This window comes from Cupriavidus metallidurans CH34 (assembly GCF_000196015.1).
Lineage (GTDB): Bacteria > Pseudomonadota > Gammaproteobacteria > Burkholderiales > Burkholderiaceae > Cupriavidus > Cupriavidus metallidurans.
Map to the genome: position 1 here is coordinate 2,241,483 of NC_007973.1, position 18,869 is coordinate 2,260,351.

14 protein-coding genes are annotated in these 18,869 nt (G+C 64.8%); 13 read left to right on the forward strand and 1 reads right to left on the reverse strand.

The window, feature by feature from the left end; all coding sequences use genetic code 11:
- Window positions 1-118: 118 nt before the first annotated feature.
- A complete protein-coding gene (gene hrpA, locus RMET_RS10350) occupies window positions 119-4,069 on the reverse strand; it encodes an ATP-dependent RNA helicase HrpA (RefSeq protein WP_011516782.1) in 3,951 nt (1,316 codons plus the stop codon).
- 23 nt (window positions 4,070-4,092) lie between these two features.
- Between hrpA and argA the strand changes: the two genes are divergently transcribed.
- The 13 genes from argA to ahbB all read left to right on the forward strand — a co-directional run bounded on the left by argA (window position 4,093) and on the right by ahbB (window position 18,867).
- Window positions 4,093-5,529 carry an amino-acid N-acetyltransferase gene (gene argA / locus RMET_RS10355; RefSeq protein ID WP_011516783.1) on the forward strand — a complete coding sequence of 479 codons (1,437 nt, stop codon included), beginning with the start codon at window positions 4,093-4,095 and terminating at the stop codon, window positions 5,527-5,529.
- 99 nt (window positions 5,530-5,628) lie between these two features.
- Entirely contained in the window at window positions 5,629-5,904 is a 276-nt protein-coding gene (locus RMET_RS10360) for an oxidative damage protection protein (protein ID WP_024570137.1), read from the forward strand.
- Window positions 5,905-6,172: 268 nt separating this feature from the next.
- Complete coding sequence (locus RMET_RS10365; RefSeq protein ID WP_011516785.1) at window positions 6,173-7,456, forward strand: MFS transporter; 1,284 nt, start codon at window positions 6,173-6,175, stop codon at window positions 7,454-7,456.
- Between the two features lie 36 nt (window positions 7,457-7,492).
- Window positions 7,493-8,875 (forward strand): NarK family nitrate/nitrite MFS transporter, encoded by a 1,383-nt coding sequence (locus RMET_RS10370; protein ID WP_011516786.1) that lies wholly within the window; start codon window positions 7,493-7,495, stop codon window positions 8,873-8,875.
- A 31-nt stretch (window positions 8,876-8,906) separates the two neighbouring features.
- Window positions 8,907-12,665 (forward strand): nitrate reductase subunit alpha, encoded by a 3,759-nt coding sequence (locus tag RMET_RS10375; protein WP_011516787.1) that lies wholly within the window; start codon window positions 8,907-8,909, stop codon window positions 12,663-12,665.
- Entirely contained in the window at window positions 12,665-14,218 is a 1,554-nt protein-coding gene (narH, locus tag RMET_RS10380) for a nitrate reductase subunit beta (protein WP_011516788.1), read from the forward strand. The genes RMET_RS10375 and narH overlap by 1 nt, the downstream gene beginning before the upstream one ends.
- 17 nt (window positions 14,219-14,235) lie before the next feature.
- Window positions 14,236-14,895, forward strand: a complete 660-nt coding sequence (gene narJ, locus RMET_RS10385) for a nitrate reductase molybdenum cofactor assembly chaperone (RefSeq protein WP_011516789.1) — start codon at window positions 14,236-14,238, stop codon at window positions 14,893-14,895.
- Window positions 14,896-14,932: 37 nt separating this feature from the next.
- Entirely contained in the window at window positions 14,933-15,616 is a 684-nt protein-coding gene (gene narI, locus RMET_RS10390; protein ID WP_011516790.1) for a respiratory nitrate reductase subunit gamma, read from the forward strand.
- 12 nt (window positions 15,617-15,628) lie between these two features.
- Window positions 15,629-16,363 carry a carbonic anhydrase gene (locus RMET_RS10395; protein ID WP_011516791.1) on the forward strand — a complete coding sequence of 245 codons (735 nt, stop codon included), beginning with the start codon at window positions 15,629-15,631 and terminating at the stop codon, window positions 16,361-16,363.
- 38 nt (window positions 16,364-16,401) lie between these two features.
- On the forward strand, window positions 16,402-16,755 hold the full coding sequence (locus RMET_RS10400; RefSeq protein ID WP_035820820.1) for a c-type cytochrome: 354 nt from the start codon (window positions 16,402-16,404) through the stop codon (window positions 16,753-16,755).
- Window positions 16,755-17,927: a cytochrome D1 domain-containing protein gene (locus tag RMET_RS10405; protein WP_011516793.1), complete on the forward strand. Its 1,173-nt coding sequence runs from the start codon at window positions 16,755-16,757 to the stop codon at window positions 17,925-17,927. The genes RMET_RS10400 and RMET_RS10405 overlap by 1 nt, the downstream gene beginning before the upstream one ends.
- Before the next feature lie 2 nt (window positions 17,928-17,929).
- Complete coding sequence (locus RMET_RS33950) at window positions 17,930-18,379, forward strand: AsnC family transcriptional regulator (RefSeq protein ID WP_011516794.1); 450 nt, start codon at window positions 17,930-17,932, stop codon at window positions 18,377-18,379.
- Complete coding sequence (gene ahbB, locus RMET_RS33955) at window positions 18,376-18,867, forward strand: siroheme decarboxylase subunit beta (RefSeq protein WP_011516795.1); 492 nt, start codon at window positions 18,376-18,378, stop codon at window positions 18,865-18,867. Before RMET_RS33950 ends, ahbB begins: the two co-directional genes overlap by 4 nt.
- Window positions 18,868-18,869 lie beyond the last annotated feature (2 nt).

Below are 18,869 nucleotides of genomic sequence, written 5' to 3' on the forward strand. Positions count from 1 at the left end.
ATGACGAATCGCGCATTCTAACGTTTCAATCGACCAGTACGATGACGTGAATCATCAAACTTGAGGGTCTATCACAATTAGATACAAATAACCTGGACAGCCCCCCTTGGACACCGGCCTATCGCTGCATGGACTCCCAGACTTTCTGAAGCCGCTTGACCGACATTGGCTGTGGCGTGCGCAGTTCCTGCGCGAACAAGGCCACCCGCAATTCCTCGAGCATCCAGCGGAACTCGTCGAGACGGGCATCGGCAGCGCCTCGGCCCTGCGACCGTAGCTGCTTCTCCGCACGCTGCCACTGTTGCACCAGCGGAGTCATTTCCTGGATGCGCTGGCTGTCACGGACCGGATCGCCCTTGAGCTTGTCCACCCGCATCGCCATGCCCTTCAGGTAACGCGGAAAGTGCGTCAACTGGACATATGGCGTATCGATCACGAACGACTTCATCATCAGGCGCGCCAGCTGGCCTTCCAGATCCTGATAGGCCGAGCCGAACGGCTTGGCCTGGAGCATCTTGCGCGGCAGCCCCGCAAACTCGGCGAGGATTGTGCCCACCAGCCGCGCGATTTCCTGGGCCAGCAGCGACAGCCGCGCCCGCCCTTCTTCCTTGCGGGTATTGAACTCGGCTTCGTTGCGCGGCAGGGGCGCCTGCAGGCAGGCGCGTTCCAGCGCCATCATGACGATCTGGTTGCGCAACTCCTCCTGCGTGCCCAGCGTCATGTACTGCATCGCCATCTGCTGCAGGTTCGGGATGTTCTTCTCGATGAACTTGACCTGCTCTCGCAGTTGCAGCGCGAACAACCGGCGCAGTCCGGCATGATGGATGCGCGCAGCCTCCTGCGGATCGTCGAAGACTTCCACGTCACAGTGATCGCCGTGGTCAACCAGCGCCGGATAGCCAAACAGCGTCTGATTGCCCTTGCGGATCTCAAGCAGTTCGGGCAACTCACCGAACGACCACGAGGTCAGGCTCTCGAATTGACCGGCTTCGGCCGCAGGCACATCGCGCGCGGCAATGTTCTGGAACGACTGCTGCGCCTGACCGCCGAACTCCGCACGCAACTGGGCCAGGTTGCGGCCCATGTCCAGTTGGCGACCGTGCTCGTCGATCACCTTGAAATTCATCGCGTGGTGGGCAGGCAGCGTCTCGAGCTTGAAGTCCGCACGCTTGATCATCGTGCCGGTCTGCTCGCGGATGTCGGCGATCAACACATCGAGCAGATCTCCCTCCCCGAACGGCTGGCGGTCGACAAACCCGGCTGCGTAGTCGGGCAGCGGCACGCAATGGCGGCGCAGCTTCTGTGGCAGCGATTTCAGCAGCAGATGCACTTTCTCCTTGATCATGCCAGGCACGAGCCACTCGGTGCGCTCGGGTCGCACCTGGTTGAGCGCATACAGCGGCACCGTCAGCGTCACGCCGTCGCGATGGCTGCCCGGTTCGAAGTGGTACGTCAGCGCCATATCGATCCCGGCGATCGGCAGGATCTTCGGGAACAGGTCCGTCGTGATACCCGCGGCTTCGTGCCGCATCAACTCGTCGCGATTCAGGTACAGGAGTTTGCGATCCTTCGCGGACTCCGCCTGATACCACTTTTCAAACGCCACCTGATTGTGGATGTCGGCGGGAATCGCGCGATCGTAGAACGCGAAAATGAGCGCGTCGTCCACCAGCACGTCCTGACGGCGCGACTTGTGCTCCAGGTTCTCGATCTCGCGTACCAGACGCTGGTTGTGGGCGAAGAACGGCAGCCGCGTGTCGAACTCGCCTTCCACCAGTGCGTGGCGGATGAACAGCTCGCGCGCCTCGGCCGGGTTCATCGGCCCAAAGTGCACCCGACGATGCTGGTACACGGGCAAGCCGTACAGCGTGCCGCGCTCGAGCGCCAGCACTTGCCCAGCCTTCTTCTCCCAGTGCGGCTCGCTCCAGCTCACCTTGAGCAGATGGCTGCCGACCTGCTCGACCCATTCCGGCTCGATACGGGCCAGCGTGCGCGCGTACAGGCGGCTGGTTTCCACCAATTCGGCCGCGATGATCCAGCGCCCCACCTTGCGCGCGATGAGCGAGCCCGGCCAGAGGTGGAACTTGATGCCCCGCGCGCCCAGGTACTCGCGCCCCTTGCCGTCGGATTCATCCAGCTTCAGGCCAACGTTGCCGAGCAGGCCGGTCAGCAGCGCCTTGTGCACCTGCTCGAAGGTCGGCTCGCTCTCGTTCAGGCGCCAGCCCTGCTCCGTCACCGTGGTCAGCAACTGCGAATGCACATCGCGCCATTCGCGCAGGCGAACATGCGACAGGAAGTTGGCACGGCACTGCTCCTGCAACTGCCGGTTGGTCTTCTTGTGCGCGACGGCGTCTTCGAACCATTTCCACAGCTTGACCCAGCCCAGGAACTCGGACTTCTCGTCCATGAACTTGCGATGCGCCTGGTCGGCGGCCTCCTGGGCCTCCTGCGGGCGGTCTCGCGGGTCCTGCACGGACAACGCGCTGGCGATGATCAGCACCTCGCGCAGACATTGCTGGTCGCGCGCGGCCAGGATCATCCGCGCCACGCGGGGGTCGAGCGGCAGCTTGGACAACTGGCGGCCAACGCCGGTGAGCTGGTTGGCCTCGTCGAACGCGCCCAGTTCCTGCAGCAACTGATAGCCGTCGGCGATGGCACGGCCCAGCGGCGGCTCGATAAACGGAAACGCCTCGATATTGGTCAGGCGCAGCGCCTTCATGCGCAGGATGACCGCTGCCAGCGACGAGCGCAGGATTTCCGGATCGGTGAAGCGCACGCGGCCCAGGAAATCACTTTCCTCGTACAGGCGGATGCAGACACCGTTCGCCACCCGGCCACATCGGCCGGCACGCTGGTTGGCCGCCGCCTGCGAGATCGATTCGATCTGGAGTTGCTCGACCTTGTTGCGGTACGAGTAGCGCTTGACGCGCGCCAGCCCCGTATCTACCACGTAGCGGATGCCAGGCACCGTCAGCGACGTCTCCGCCACGTTGGTGGCCAGCACGATGCGCCGCGCGTTCGACGGTTTGAACACACGCTCCTGCTCCTGCACGGACAGCCGCGCAAACAGTGGCAGGATTTCCGTATGCGGCGGATGATGCTTGCGCAGCGCCTCGGCAGCCTCGCGGATCTCCCGCTCGCCCGGCAGGAACACCAGCACGTCGCCGGGCCCGACCCGGCAGAGTTCGTCCACGGCGTCGACGATACCGTCGTACAGATCGCGCTCCCGGGCCTTCTCGGTGCGCGGGGCGCCGTCGGCCGGCGCATCCGCCTGTATCGGCCGGTAGCGCACCTCCACCGGATAGAGCCGGCCACTGACCTCGATCACGGGCGCCGGCTTGCCGTTGCGCGCGAAATGCTCGGCAAAGCGCTTGGCGTCGATGGTTGCCGACGTGATGATCACCTTCAGATCCGGCCGCTTCGGCAGGATCTGGCGCAGGTAGCCGATCAGGAAGTCGATGTTGAGGCTGCGCTCGTGCGCCTCGTCGATGATGATCGTGTCGTAGGCGCGCAGCAGCGGGTCATTCTGCGTCTCGGCCAGCAGGATGCCGTCGGTCATCAGCTTGACCGACGCCCCGGCCGACATCGTGTCGTTGAACCGGACCTGATACCCGACCGTCTCGCCCAGCGGCGTGCCCAGCTCCTGTGCGATCCGCTTGGCCGTGGAGGTGGCCGCAATCCGGCGGGGCTGGGTGTGGCCGATCAGCCCGCCGCCGGGCTTGCCCTCGCGTGCCGGGCCCCGCCCGATCGACAACGCGATCTTCGGCAACTGGGTGGTCTTGCCCGAGCCGGTTTCGCCGGAAACGATAATGACCTGGTTGGCCTGCAGTGCCCGGGCGATCTCTTCGCGCCGTGCCGAGACGGGCAAGGCCTCCGGAAACGTGATTTCCGGTATCGGATTGGCAAGCCGTGCCGGCTGCGGCGCACGGGGCTGGCGAGGCCCGCCGGGCGAGCGAGGCGCGCGTGCAGCGGCCTCCGCCGGCCGCTTGGCGGGATTCGGAGGGACCGGGGAAGTCTTGGCCTCGGCGGGCCGGGACGGAACAGGTTTGGCGGGGCGTTGTGCTGACATTGGCCGGGATTATAATCCGCCGCATGAACGCCAGAACCGACTCCCCGCAGCAGGACCCCGATCCTGCCTCCGCCCCGCTCCCGCTGCCCGTAAAGGCCGCGCCCGACACCCAGAATCCGCCCGTCGCCACGGAGCTTGCCGAGCCCGCCGGCCCGGACCAGCAGCAGTTCGTCGACTGGCTGCGATCGGTCGCGCCCTATATCCATGCCTTCCGCGGCAAGACGTTCGTAATCGCCTTCAGCGGCGAACTGGTCAAGGCCGGGGTGCTCAACGGACTGGTCAATGACGTGGCGCTGCTGCACGCGATGGGCATGCAGATCGTGCTGGTGTTCGGATCCCGACCGCAGGTGGAAGAACAGCTCGCGCTGCGCAATGTCCAGTCGCAGTACGCGGAAGGCATCCGAATCACCGACAATGCCGCGCTGGAATGCGCCAAGGAAGCCGCCGGCGAGTTGCGCCTCGACATTGAGGCCGCGTTCAGCCAGGGACTGCCGAACACGCCGATGGCTGGCGCCCAGCTTTCCGTGGTGTCGGGCAACTTCATCACCGCGCGCCCGGTGGGCATCGTCAATGGCGTGGACTATCAGCACACCGGTCTGGTCCGCAAGATCGACGGCGACTCGATGCGCATGTCGCTATCGCACGGCAAGGTGGTGCTGCTGTCGCCGCTCGGCTTCTCGCCGACCGGCCAGGCATTCAACCTGTCAATGGAGGACGTGGCCAGCGCCACGGCCAGCGCGCTCAAGGCGGACAAGCTGATCTTCATCACCGAGGTACCCGGCGTGCCCGACCAGGTGGGCAAGCTGATGAAGGAAATGTCGCTGCGCACCGCCGTGGAACGGCTGCAGAACAACCACCTGCCACCCGACGTCGCGTACTACCTCCAGCATCTGGTCAAAGCGCTCAAGGGCGGCGTGCCGCGCGCGCACCTGATCCCGTTCTCGCTGGACGGTTCGGTGCTGCTGGAGCTGTTCCTGCACGACGGCGTGGGCACCATGCTGTCCGACAGCGATCTGGAAAGCCTGCGTGAAGCCACGCTTGACGACGTTGGCGGCATTCTGCAGCTCATCGCCCCGCTTGAGGCCGATGGCACGCTGGTTCCCCGTGGCCGCCATCTGATCGAGCGCGACATCGACAAGTTCTCGGTGATCGAGCACGATGGCGTGCTGTTCGGCTGCGCCGCGCTCTACGAATTTCCACGCGAGAACATGGGCGAGATGGCCTGCCTGACCGTATCGCAGGAAGCCCAGGGCACCGGCGACGGCGAACGGCTGCTCAAGCGGATCGAGCGCCGCGCCCGCGCGCTGGGCCTGGAACGCCTGTTCGTGCTCACCACGCGTACCGAACACTGGTTCCTCAAGCGTGGGTTCGTCCACGCCACGGTCGACGATCTGCCCGAAGACAAGCGCAAGCTCTACAACTGGCAGCGCAAGTCGATGGTCCTGATGAAGAAGCTCTGACGCGGCAGTAACAACAAGGTCGGCAGGGGCATGGGCGGATACTCCCGCCCGGCCGGCCAGCTTGGCTACAATAGCGGCCAAACGAACAAGGAGTCCCTCATGGCCCGCATGGTCCATTGCATCAAGCTGAACAAGGAAGCCGAAGGCCTCGACTTCCCCCCGCTGCCGGGCGATCTCGGCAAGAAGATCTGGCAAAACGTGTCCAAGGAAGCCTGGGCCGGCTGGCTCAAGCATCAGACCATGCTGATCAACGAGAACCGCCTGAACATGGCCGACCCGCGGGCGCGCCAGTACCTGATCAAGCAGACCGAGAAGTACTTCTTCGGCGACGGCGCCGACCAGGCCGCGGGCTACGTGCCCCCGCCGGCGGCTTAAGCACTACTGCCGCTCGCTCCTTTCCCGCCCGCGGGAGAGGAGCCCGGGGGAAACGGCCGCCACATCGAATCCCGCCTTGCCGGGATTCGCCGACCGCACGGTCCGGAATTGGCCGACTCCCCCATTACTTCCCGCCGTCCATATGCCGATCGGACTAGTCCGTCCCGCATAGCCCCTCCCCCGCCTACCTCTACGCCCGGCGAATAGTCGGCCAATCGCCACAGGCCTAATCTGACGTCACTCCCCAAAGTGACTTCGGAACCCGGCCATGGCCACCCCAAACCTCCCCTCCAGCAAGCCAGAACCCGTCTCTTCCGGTGCTTGGACGACGCTCTGGTCCAGCACCTTTGCCTTCACGATCTGTTTCGCCGTCTGGATGCTGTTTGCCGTGCTCGGCATTCCGCTCAAGAAGGAACTCGGCCTGAATGACACCGAGTTCGGCCTGCTGGCAGCCACGCCGGTGCTGAGCGGCTCCCTGATCCGCGTGCCGCTCGGCATCTGGACGGACCGTTACGGCGGCCGCATCGTGTTCTTTGTGCTGATGCTGCTGACGGTGATCCCCATCTGGCTGATCTCGTACGCGCATACGCTGTGGCAATTGCTGGTGCTCGGGCTGTTCGTCGGCCTGGCGGGCGGCTCGTTCTCGGTGGGCACGCCATACGTGGCCCGCTGGTTCCCGCGCTCGCGCCAGGGCCTGGCCATGGGCATCTTCGGTGCCGGCAACTCGGGCGCCGCCTTGACCAAGTTCGTCGCGCCCGCTCTGATCCTGGCCGCCGGCACCTGGGAAATCGTGCCGAGGGTGTACTCGGTGGCGATGCTGATCACCGCCATCGTGTTCTGGCTGTTCTCGCGCAGCAATCCCGCGCACCGCGTTTCGTCGGCCACCAGCTGGCGTGCGCAACTTGCCGTCATGCGTGATCCGCGTGTCTGGCGCTATTCGCAGTACTACTCGGTCGTGTTCGGCGGCTACGTTGGCCTCTCGCTGTGGATGACCAAGTACTACATCGGTGAGTACGGCTTCGACATGAAGACGGCCGCGTTCCTCGCTGCCTGCTTCTCGCTGCCGGGTGGCGTGCTCCGGGCGATCGGCGGCTGGATCTCGGACCGCTACGGCGCGCACCGCACCACGTGGTGGGTCATGTGGGTCAGCTGGGTCACGTTCTTCCTGCTCAGCTACCCGAGGAGCGACTTCACGATCCACACCGCCAACGGCCCGGAGAGCTTCCATATCGCGCTCTCGCCAACGGTGTTCACCATCCTGATGTTCGTGGTCGGTATCGCGTTCGCGGTCGGCAAGGCCTCGGTCTTCAAATTCATCTCGAACGATTTCACACACAACATCGGCGCGGTCTCCGGCGTGGTCGGTCTGGCCGGCGGCCTCGGTGGATTCATCCTCCCGATCCTGTTCGGCGCACTGGCTGACCTGACCGGCATCCGCACCAGCTGTTTCATGCTGATGTACGGCGCGGTCTGCGTGAGTCTGGTGTGGATGCACTACAGCCAGCGCGCGGCAAACGCCAGGCCGACGCCCGAAACCCTGCAAGCCGCCTGAGTTCCGTCTCCTCCCAAACCAACCTAACTGCATATCATGTCAAGTTCCATACTGACCCGCTGGGAGCCCGAGAACGTGGCCTTCTGGCGCGACCAGGGCGAGCGAATCGCCTATCGCAACCTCTGGATTTCGATCCCCGCGCTGATGCTGGCGTTCGTGATCTGGATGCTCTGGAGCGTGGTGGCGGTCAACCTCGACCGCGCCGGCTTTCAGTTCACCAAGAACCAGCTCTTCTGGCTGACCGCGCTGCCCGCGCTGTCCGGTGCCACACTGCGTATCTTCTACTCGTTCCTGGTGCCGATCTTTGGCGGCCGCCGCTTCACGGCCATCTCCACGGCGCTGCTGCTGATTCCGGCGGTGGGCATGGGCTTCGCGCTACGCGACCCGTCGACCAGCTACCCCACGCTGCTGATCTTGGCGCTGCTGTGCGGCCTGGGCGGCGCGAACTTCAGTTCGTCGATGGCCAACATCAGCTTCTTCTTCCCGAAAGAAAAGAAGGGCCTGGCCACTGGCCTGAACGCCGGTATCGGCAACCTGGGCGTCTCCGTGGTGCAGTTCGTCACGCCACTGGTGGTTTCGGTGGCCGTGTTCGGCGCGCTCGGCGGTGAACCGCAGACCTACAAGGCGGCCGACGCCACGCAACAACTCTGGCTGCAGAACGCCGGTTTCATCTGGGTGCCGTTTATCATCGTCGCCTCGCTGGCGGCATGGTTCGGCATGCACGACATCGCCGACGCGCGCGCATCGTTCGCCGAACAGGCCGTGATCTTCACACGCAAGCACAACTGGCTGATGTGCTGGCTCTATATCGGCACGTTCGGCTCGTTCATCGGCTTCTCGGCCGGCCTGGCGCTGCTGACCAAGTCGCAGTTCCCCGGCGTCAACCCGACGGCCTACGCCTTCCTCGGACCGCTCGTTGGCGCACTGACCCGCCCGGTTGGTGGCTGGATCTCGGACAGACTCGGCGGTGCCCGCGTCACGCTCTGGACCTTCATCGGCATGATCCTCGCGGTCTTCGCCGTGCTGGCCGCCCTGCCCGCCGATGGCGGCGCGGGCAGCTTCCCCGCCTTCCTCGGCGCCTTCATCGTGCTGTTCGCCCTGACCGGCATCGGCAACGGCTCGACGTTCCGCATGATCCCCGTGATCTTCCTGACAGAGCGCCAGCGCGCGGCCGGCAAGGACGCCGCCTCGCAGCGGCAGGCCGTGCAGGACGCCGGCAAGGAATCGGCCGCCGTGCTCGGCTTCTCGGGTGCGATCGGCGCCTACGGCGGCTTCTTCATCCCCAAGAGCTTCGGCACCTCGCTGGACCTGACTGGTTCGCCCCTCGCCGCGCTCTACTGCTTCATCGTCTTCTACGTGACCTGTGTGCTCGTGACGTGGTGGTTCTACGCCCGCCGCAACGCCGCAATGCCGTGCTGACAGAACGAACCCCACAGGAGAACCCTACAAAATGAGTCACTTTCTCGATCGACTGAAGTTCCTGTCGCGCGTGAAGTCCACCTACTCGGACGGACACGGCGCTGTGGTCAACGAGGACCGCAAGTGGGAGAACACGTACCGCAGCCGCTGGCAGCACGACAAGATCGTGCGCTCGACGCACGGCGTCAACTGCACCGGCTCCTGCTCGTGGAAGGTCTACGTCAAGAACGGCCTGATTACCTGGGAAACCCAGCAGACCGACTATCCGCGCACGCGCCCCGATCTGCCCAACCATGAACCGCGCGGCTGCCCGCGTGGCGCGTCGTACAGCTGGTACGTCTACTCCGCGCAGCGGGTGAAGTACCCCATGATTCGCGGCCGCCTGATGGAAATGTGGCGCGAGGCCCGCAAGACGATGGATCCGATTTCCGCCTGGGAATCGATCAGCCAGAACCCGGAGAAGGCCCGCCGCTACAAGAGCGTGCGCGGCCAGGGCGGCTTCGTCCGCGCGGACTGGCAGACTGCCACCGAGATCATCGCGGCGGCCAATGCCTACACGATCAAGCAGTACGGCCCCGACCGCGTGATCGGCTTCTCGCCGATTCCAGCCATGTCGATGGTGTCGTACGCCGCTGGCGCGCGCTACCTGAGCCTGATCGGCGGCGCCTGCCTGTCCTTCTACGACTGGTACTGCGATCTGCCGCCGGCCAGCCCGCAGATCTGGGGCGAGCAGACGGACGTGCCGGAATCGGCCGACTGGTACAACAGCACCTACCTGATGGTGTGGGGCTCGAACGTGCCGCAGACGCGCACGCCTGACGCCCACTTCTACACCGAGGTGCGGTACAAGGGCACCAAGACCGTGGCCGTGTCTTCGGACTTCGGCGAAATGGTCAAGTTTGGTGACATCTGGCTCGCGCCGAAGCAAGGTACCGATGCCGCCCTGGCAATGGCCATGGGCCACGTGGTGCTCAAGGAGTTCCACGCCACCGGCAAGTCGGCCTACTTCCGCGACTATGTGAAGCAGTACACCGACATGCCGCTGCTGGTGCTGCTGCGCGAGCAGGACGGCACGCTGGTGCCCGATCACTTCCTCCGCGCTTCGCATCTGGACGGCAATCTCGACCAGGCGAACCATCCCGAATGGAAAACGCTGGCCATTGACGACGCCACGGGCGAAATCGTCGCGCCGAATGGCTCGATCGGCTTCCGCTGGGGCGAAGCCGCCCACGACAACGGCGCGAAGGTCGGCCGCTGGAACCTCGAGATGAAGGATGGCGGCAGCGGCCGCGAGATCGACCAGCGTCTGTCACTGATCGGTCATGAGGATGAAGTGGTCGAAGTCGGCTTCCCGTACTTCGGCGGCGAGCACGATGCCCTGCTCAAGCGCCGCGTGCCCACGCGCCGCCTGACGCTGGCCGACGGCACCACGGTCCACGTGGCCACCGTCTATGACCTGCAGATGGCCAACTACGGCGTCGACCAGGGCCTTGGTGGCCCGAACGTCGCCACGTCGTACGACGACGATGTGCCCTACACCCCTGCCTGGCAGGAAAAGCACACGTCCGTGCCGCGTAACCTCGTCATCCAGGTCGCCCGCGAGTTCGCCGACAACGCCGACCGCACGCAGGGCAAGAGCATGGTCATCGTTGGCGCCGCGCTGAATCACTGGTACCACAACGACATGATTTACCGCGGCATCATCAACCTGTTGATGATGTGCGGCTGCATCGGCAAGAGCGGTGGCGGCTGGGCGCACTACGTCGGCCAGGAAAAGCTGCGGCCGCAGTTCGGCTGGGCGCCGCTGGCGTTCGGGCTGGACTGGTCGCGCCCGCCGCGCCATATGAACGGCACGTCGTTCTTCTACAACCACACCAGCCAGTGGCGTCACGAGAAGCTCGGTGTCGACGAAATCCTCGCGCCGACCGCCGACCGCGCGCGCTACGACAAGCTGTCGCTGCTCGACCTCAACGCCAAGTCCGAACGGATGGGCTGGTTACCATCCGCGCCGCAACTGGGCCGGAACCCGCTCGACGTGGTGGCCGAGGCCCGCGCCGCCGGCAAGGACCCGATCGCGGATACCGTGGAGCAACTAAAGTCCGGCAAGCTGCAGTTCGCCTGCGACGACCCCGACAATCCCGCCAACTTCCCGCGCAACATGTTCGTGTGGCGCTCGAACATTCTCGGCAGCTCCGGCAAGGGCCACGAGTACTTCCTCAAGTACCTGCTCGGCACGCAGAACGCCGTGTTCGGCGATGAGAACGATGCGATCAAGCCCAGCGAAGTCACGGTTCGGCCAGCCGCCGAAGGCAAGCTCGACCTGCTGACCGTGCTCGACTTCCGCATGAGCACCACCTGCCTCTACGGCGACATCGTGCTGCCGACGGCCACGTGGTACGAAAAGGACGATCTGAACACGTCCGACATGCACCCGTTCATCCACCCGCTCTCGGAAGCCGTGCAGCCGCTCTGGGAAAGCAAGACGGACTGGGAAATCTACAAGGCGATCGCGAAGACGTTCAGCGAGATTGCCGGCCCGTACCTTGGCACACGCGAGGACCTGGTCTGCACCCCGCTGCTGCACGACACCCCGGGTGAACTGGGCCAGCCGTTCGAGCCGAAGGACTGGAAGCACGGCGAGTGCGACCTGATCCCGGGCAAGACCGCGCCGTCGATGACCGTGGTGGAACGCAACTATCACGACATCTACAAGAAGTTCACGTCGATCGGCCCGCTGCTCGACAAGCTTGGCAACGGCGGCAAGGGCATCAACTGGAACACCGAGCACGAAGTGCACGAGATCGGCCACCTGAGCAAGACGGTGACCGAGCCTGGCGTCAGCCAGGGCCGTCCGCGCCTGGAAACCGCGATCGACGCCGCGGAGATGATCCTGACGTTCGCGCCCGAAACCAACGGCCACGTGGCCGTCAAGGCCTGGGACGCGCTGTCGAAGATCACCGGCCGCGACCACACGCATCTGGCCGTCGGCCGCGAGCACGACAAGATCCGCTTCCGCGACGTGCAGGCCCAGCCGCGCAAGATCATCTCGGCGCCGACGTGGTCAGGACTCGAGTCCGAGGAAGTCAGCTACAACGCCGGCTACACCAACGTGCACGAGCTGATTCCATGGCGCACGCTGACGGGCCGTCAGCAGTTCTACCAGGATCACCGCTGGATGCTCGACTTCGGCGAAGGCGCGTGCGTGTACAAACCGGCGATCGACACCAAGACGATCAGCCCGATGCTCGGCAAGAAGCCGAACGGCAACCCCGAACTGGTGCTGAACTGGATCACCCCGCACCAGAAGTGGGGCATCCACTCCACGTACTCCGACAACCTGCGGATGCTGACGCTGTCCCGCGGCGGCCCGCACGTATGGATCTCGGAAGTGGAAGCCAAGGCCAACGGCATTCGCGACAACGACTGGGTCGAGGTCTTCAACGTCAACGGCACGCTGACGGCGCGGGTGGTCGTATCGCAGCGCGTTCCGCAAGGGATGTGCCTGATGTACCACGCCCAGGAAAAGATTGTGAACGTGCCTGGGGCCGAGACCAGCGGTATGCGCGGCGGCATCCATAACTCGGTCACCCGCGCGGTGACCAAGCCCACGCACATGATCGGCGGCTATGCGCAACTGGCCTACGGCTTCAACTACTACGGCACCGTCGGTAGCAACCGCGACGAGTTCGTGATCCTGCGCAAGATGAACAAGGTGGACTGGCTCGACCAGCCGCTACGAGAAGAACGTACCCCTGCAAACGAAGCAGAAAAGATCGAAGGAGCAAGGTAATGAAGATTCGTGCCCAGGTAGCCATGGTGCTGAACCTCGACAAGTGCATCGGCTGCCATACCTGCTCCGTGACGTGCAAGAACGTATGGACCAGCCGTGAAGGTGTCGAGTACGCATGGTTCAACAACGTCGAGACCAAGCCCGGTGTCGGCTTCCCGAAGGAATGGGAGAACCAGGACAAATGGCAAGGCGGCTGGAAGCGCAATGCCGACGGTAGCCTCACGCCCCGTCAGGGCGGCAAGACAAAGATCCTGGCGAACATCTTCGCCAACCCGAACCTGCCGCAGATCGACGACTACTACGAGCCGTTCACCTTCGACTACGAGCATCTCCAGAATGCCCCGCTGATGCAGACGCCGCCCACGGCGCGTCCCGTATCGGCAATCACCGGCAAGAAGATGGAGAAGATCGAATGGGGTCCGAACTGGGAAGACGACCTCGGGGGCGAGTTCGACCAGCGCAGCCGCGACAAGCTTTTTGAGGACATTCAGAAGGACATGTACTCGACCTTCGAGAACACCTTCATGATGTATTTGCCGCGCCTGTGCGAGCACTGCCTGAACCCTACCTGCGTGGCGTCCTGCCCCTCCGGCTCGGTCTACAAGCGCGAGGAAGACGGCATCGTCCTGGTCGACCAGGACAAGTGCCGCGGCTGGCGCATGTGCGTGTCGGGCTGCCCGTACAAGAAGATCTACTTCAACTGGCAGACCGGCAAGGCCGAAAAGTGCGTGTTCTGCTATCCGCGTATCGAGGCCGGGCAACCGACGGTCTGTTCGGAAACCTGCGTGGGCCGCATCCGCTATCTCGGCGTGATGCTCTATGACGCCGACCGCATCGAACAAGCCGCGTCCGTGGCCGACGAGCGCGATCTGTACCAGTCGCAACTCGACGTCTTCCTCGATCCGCACGATCCTAAGATCCAGGCCGAGGCGCTGCGTCAGGGCATCCCGCAAAGCTGGCTGGACGCCGCGGTCAAGTCGCCGGTCTACAAGATGGCCTGCGAGTGGAAGGTGGCCTTCCCGCTGCACCCGGAATACCGCACGCTGCCGATGGTCTGGTACATCCCGCCGCTCTCGCCGATCCAGTCGGCCGCGGAATCGGGCTTCATGGGCATGAACGGCGTGATCCCGGACGTGAAGAGCCTGCGCATTCCGGTCAAGTACCTCGCAAACCTGCTGACCGCAGGCGATGTGAATCCGGTGCTGTCCGCGCTGGAACGCATGCTGGCGATGCGCGCATACAAGCGCTCTGAATCGGTGGACGGCCTGCAGGACCTGGCCGTGCTCGAACAGGTGGGGCTGACGCCCGCGCAGGTCGAGGACATGTACCAGATCATGGCCATCGCCAACTACGAGGACCGCTTCGTCGTGCCGTCGTCCCACAAGGAAATGGCGGAAGACAGCTTCGACGAGAAGGGAAGCTGCGGTTTCAGCTTCGGCAACGGCTGCTCGGGTGGCACGTCGGACGGCTCGCTGTTCGGCACGAAGAAGCCCAAGCCAGAAGTGTCGTACGCCGACTTGCCGCGCTCGCGCCGCAAGGCCATCACCGGTTAAAGGAAGGAGTTCGAATCATGCCCATTCATCAGGTGCTCAGCACCCTGCTCTGCTACCCCGAACAGGAATGGCTCGACAGCCTCGAGGAAGCCAACCTCGCGCTGGTCGAATGGCCGCAGGCGCGGGACATGCTGGCGCCGCTGCTCGACGAGCTGCGCAGCCGGCCGCTGATCGAGCTGCAGGAAAACTACGTCGCCACGTTCGATCGCAGCCCGTCCCACTCGCTGCATCTGTTCGAGCATGTGCATGGCGAAAGCCGCGACCGCGGCCAGGCCATGGTCGACCTGATCGACGAGTACCGTCGTGACGGCTTCGAGCCGCTGGAGACCGAACTTCCCGACTACGTGCCGCTGTTCCTGGAGTATCTCGGCGCGTTGTCGCTCGATGGCAAGGAGGAGCGCGCGGAGCAGTTGCTCGGTGACGCGATCCACGTGCTGGCCGCCATCGGCGACCGCCTGGCCCGCAAGGAAAGTCCATATGCCGCCGTCTTCAGGGTGCTGCGCACGCTGACCGATGTGCAGCCCGTCGCGCAGCAGGATCCTCCGGTGCGTGACATGGATGAAGCCATGGAAACGTTCGGCCCCGGCGCCGATGGCGTGGAACCGCTGCTTGGCGTGAAACCAGCCGTCGACGTGATCACGTTCCACAAGCGCGCCGCGCCGTCCCCTCGCCCGTGAGCCCGTCCATTACAAGGAACCAACCAGAGCCACTACCATGAACCTGGTCCATCAATTTATCTTCGGGATCTATCCCTACATCGCAGCCGCCATCTTCCTGTTCGGCAGCCTGGCGCGCTTCGAGCGCGAGCAGTACACCTGGAAGTCGGACAGTTCGCAGATGCTCTATCGCGGTAACCTGCGCACCGGCAACATCCTGTTCCACGTGGGCATCCTTGGCCTGTTCTTCGGCCATCTCGTCGGCCTGCTGACGCCGGTCGTGGTGTGGGACACGCTTGGCGTGTCGCATGGCCTCAAGCAGGCCATCGCCATGAGCGCCGGCGGCGTCATGGGCACGATGTGCCTGGCCGGCCTGCTGATCCTGCTGCATCGTCGCCTGACCAACGCACGCGTGTCCGCCGTCACGCGCTTCGGTGACAAGGTCCTGCTGCTGTGGCTGCTGGTCACGCTGCTACTGGGTCTGTCGACGATCTTCGAGTCGGCCAGCCATATGGACGGCCACATGATGGTGCAACTGATGACCTGGGCGCAGCACGTCGTCACGCTGCGCGCGGATGCCGCCAGCTATGTGGCCGAGGCCCCGCTGCTCTTCAAGGCGCACCTGTTCATGGGCATCTCGCTGTTCGCGATCTTCCCGTTCACGCGACTGGTGCACGTCTGGAGCGGCTTTGCCTCGGTGACCTACCTGGGACGCGCCTGGCAACTCGTCCGGGGCCGGTAAGGCCGTGTCCCCATGCACGAGATCGAACGTCTGCTCAAGGGCTTCGAACGGTTCCAGCGGCGCTACTTCGAGGCCAGGCCGGAACTCTTCGATGCCCTGCGCACGGGCCAGAAGCCTCAGACGCTGCTGATCGGCTGTAGCGATTCGCGCGTGGACCCGGGCCTGCTGCTCGACTGCGACCCGGGAGAGCTGTTCACGGTGCGCAACGTCGCCAACCTCGTACCGCCGTGCGGGGATGGCGCCAGCGGGCGGCTCCACGGTGTCTCGGCGGCGATCCAGTTCGCCGTGGAGCAACTGCATGTGGTCCGCATCATCGTGATGGGCCACGCTGGATGTGGCGGCATCCGTGCTTTGCTGGCCCATCCGCAAAACGACGATACGAACGCGCCGCAGGACTTTATCGGGCCCTGGGTCCGCATTGCAGGCCCTGCCCGGCGCATGGTCGAGCAGACGCTGCCCAACGCCAGTCCCGCGGAACGGCAGCGCGCATGCGAACAAGCGGCGATCCTGGTGTCGCTGCGCAATCTCGAGAGTTTTCCGTTCGTCCGCGAGGCCTGCGAGCGCGGTGCGCTCACGCTGCATGGCTGGTACTTCGACCTCCAGGCGGGCGCGCTGCTGGCCTACTCGGAACGTGCAGACGACTTCCTGCCGCTGGTCTGCCCTCTGACACCTGAGGCGCGCCCGCATCGTCAACCGTCGAATCGCCCCAGCATTGACAGCGGTCAAGCCGAAATGCTGGGTTCTTAATAATGATGTCGGCATTTGCCCCACTCGCTGGCGAACCCATGCCAACCCTGCGCTGGATCTGCATTCCCATCCTTTCGTGTATTGCCGCCACGGCTATCGCCGCCGAGCCACCGGCAGCCGCCCCGACGCCTGCCAGACAAGCCGAGCTCTTCCGCCTGCTACGCGATGACTGCGGCGCCTGTCATGGCATGACGCTGCAGGGAGGGCTCGGATCACCGCTGACGGCTGCGGCGCTAGCCGACAAACCGCGCGACGGACTCGTCGCCACGGTGCTTCAGGGCAGGCCGGGAACCGCGATGCCGCCGTGGCGGCCATTCATGACACAGGACGAAGCACGATGGTTGATCGATCGACTCCAATCCGGGCAAGTGCCCGCCGTACCGAAACCATGATGCGCCGCACCGCACTTCCCGTCGTGCTGGCACTGAGCGCGCTGCTCGCCGGCTGCGCCACCGCGGTACGTGGCACCGGCGATATGGGCGTCGTGGTCGAGCGCGCAGCCGGCCGCATCCAGGTCGTGGAAACCTCGGGCATGACCCGACTGGCCACGATCGATGGCTTCGGTGACCTGTCGCACGCCAGCGTGGTCTTCGCGCGCGACGGCCGGTACGCCTACGTCTTCGGCCGTGACGGTGGCCTGACCCGCGTGGACCTGCTGAATGCCAAGGTGACCCACCGTACCATCCAGGCAGGCAACAGCATCGGCGGCGCCATTACCCAGGATGGCCGCGTGGTGGCCGCGCAGAATTACGAGCCCGGTGGCATCAGGTTGTTCGATGCCGCCACGCTCGAACCGCTCGCCGACATCCCCGCCATCGGCCCAGACGGGCGACGCTCGAAGGTTGTCGGTCTGGCCGACCTGCCCGGCAAGCGGCTGGCGGCGAGCCTGTTCGAGGCAGGCGAGATCTGGATCATCGACGTAGCCGACCCTCGCCACCCCAAAGTCACCAAGCTGCCAGCAGGCAAGCAGCCTTATGACGGGCTGGTGACGCCCGACGGCCGTTGGTATCTGGCGGGACTGTTCGGGGAGGACGGCCTGGCGCTGGTGGACCTGTGGCAATCCCCGCCTGCCGCGCGGCATGTCCTGTCCGGCTATGGACGTGGCTCCGCACCGCTGCCCGTCTACAAGATGCCGCACCTGCGCGGCTGGGCCATGGCGCAGGGCAAGGCATGGCTGCCCGCCATCGGGCGTCATGAAGTGCTCATCGCCGATACCGCCAACGGCTGGCAGGAAGCCGGACGCGTGGAAGTTGCGGGCCAGCCGGTGTTCGTGATGGCGCAGCCTGACGGACGACAGGTCTGGGTGAACTTCGCGTTCCCGAACAACGAAACCGTCCAGGTCATCGACACAGCCACCCGGAAGGTCGTGCGCACGCTCAAGCCTTGCCGTGGCGTGCTGCACATGGAGTTCACGCCCAAGGGCGAGGCAGTCTGGCTGTCGTGCCGCGACGACAATCGCGTGGTGGTCTACGACACGACCAGTTACGAGCCGTTGGCCACGCTGCCGGCGGACCATCCAAGCGGCATCTTCTTCACCTCGCGCGCGCAGCGCTTCGGGATGTGACCATGACGCCGGACGACCTGGACCGCCGCATCATCAACGCCTTGCAACTCGGACTGCCCGTTACGCCTCGGCCCTACGCCGACGCGGCGCGGTCGCTCGGCATCAACGAGGGCACGTTGCTTGCCCGGCTGCAGGCGCTGCTGGATGCGGGAATCCTGACGCGTTTCGGGCCGATGTACCAGGTCGAACGCGTTGGGGGGCGCTTCATGCTCTGCGCATGCCATGCCCCTGCCGATCGCCTGGACGCCGTGATCGAAGCCATCAATGCCTTTCCCGAAGTCGCCCACAACTACGAGCGCACACATCACCTGAACCTGTGGTTCGTGCTGGCCGTCGCGCGCGCGGAGGATGTCACCCCCACCCTGGAACGCATCGAGGTGGCCGCGGGCGTGAAGGTCCTGCCGTTTCCGAAGGAACGCGAGTACTTCGTGCACCTCCATCTCCCGACATGACCCACGATTCGCTCGACCTCGCACTGATTCGCGCCACGCAACAAGGGCTGCCACTCGTGCCTGAACCCTTTGCCGCCATCGGCGCGTCGCTCGGCATCGACGAAAGCGAGGTCATTGCGCGGCTGCAAGCCATGCAGACACTTGGCACCTTGCGCCGGATCGGCGCGGTGCCCAATCACTACTTGCTGGGTTGGCGGGCCAACGGCATGACCGTTTGGGACGTTGACGACGCATATACCGACACGCTCGGCGAACGCGTTGGCGCGTTGCCGTTCGTGAGTCACTGCTACCGCCGCACGCGCCACGCCCCGGATTGGCCGTACAACCTGTTCGCGATGGTCCACGCGCATACGCGGGAGGAAGCACAGGAACTCGTCGCCCGGATCGCAGCGTTGCTGGGTGATGCCTGCCGGGCCCACGACGTACTCTGGTCGACCCGGATCCTCAAGAAAACCGGTCTTCGGCTGCCAGCCACAGGAAACGTCTGATC

Excerpts from the sequence above, each read along its gene's own strand:
- RMET_RS10375 (WP_011516787.1), top strand. The coding sequence starts at position 8,907 with ATGAGTCACTTTCTCGATCGACTGAAGTTCCTGTCGCGCGTGAAGTCC.
- narJ (WP_011516789.1), top strand. The coding sequence starts at position 14,236 with ATGCCCATTCATCAGGTGCTCAGCACCCTGCTCTGCTACCCCGAACAG.
- hrpA (WP_011516782.1), bottom strand. The coding sequence starts at position 4,069 with ATGTCAGCACAACGCCCCGCCAAACCTGTTCCGTCCCGGCCCGCCGAG.
- RMET_RS10400 (WP_035820820.1), top strand. The coding sequence starts at position 16,402 with ATGCCAACCCTGCGCTGGATCTGCATTCCCATCCTTTCGTGTATTGCC.
- RMET_RS10365 (WP_011516785.1), top strand. The coding sequence starts at position 6,173 with ATGGCCACCCCAAACCTCCCCTCCAGCAAGCCAGAACCCGTCTCTTCC.
- RMET_RS10395 (WP_011516791.1), top strand. The coding sequence starts at position 15,629 with ATGCACGAGATCGAACGTCTGCTCAAGGGCTTCGAACGGTTCCAGCGG.
- RMET_RS33950 (WP_011516794.1), top strand. The coding sequence starts at position 17,930 with ATGACGCCGGACGACCTGGACCGCCGCATCATCAACGCCTTGCAACTC.
- ahbB (WP_011516795.1), top strand. The coding sequence starts at position 18,376 with ATGACCCACGATTCGCTCGACCTCGCACTGATTCGCGCCACGCAACAA.
- RMET_RS10370 (WP_011516786.1), top strand. The coding sequence starts at position 7,493 with ATGTCAAGTTCCATACTGACCCGCTGGGAGCCCGAGAACGTGGCCTTC.
- narH (WP_011516788.1), top strand. The coding sequence starts at position 12,665 with ATGAAGATTCGTGCCCAGGTAGCCATGGTGCTGAACCTCGACAAGTGC.
- RMET_RS10360 (WP_024570137.1), top strand. The coding sequence starts at position 5,629 with ATGGCCCGCATGGTCCATTGCATCAAGCTGAACAAGGAAGCCGAAGGC.
- argA (WP_011516783.1), top strand. The coding sequence starts at position 4,093 with ATGAACGCCAGAACCGACTCCCCGCAGCAGGACCCCGATCCTGCCTCC.
- narI (WP_011516790.1), top strand. The coding sequence starts at position 14,933 with ATGAACCTGGTCCATCAATTTATCTTCGGGATCTATCCCTACATCGCA.
- RMET_RS10405 (WP_011516793.1), top strand. The coding sequence starts at position 16,755 with ATGCGCCGCACCGCACTTCCCGTCGTGCTGGCACTGAGCGCGCTGCTC.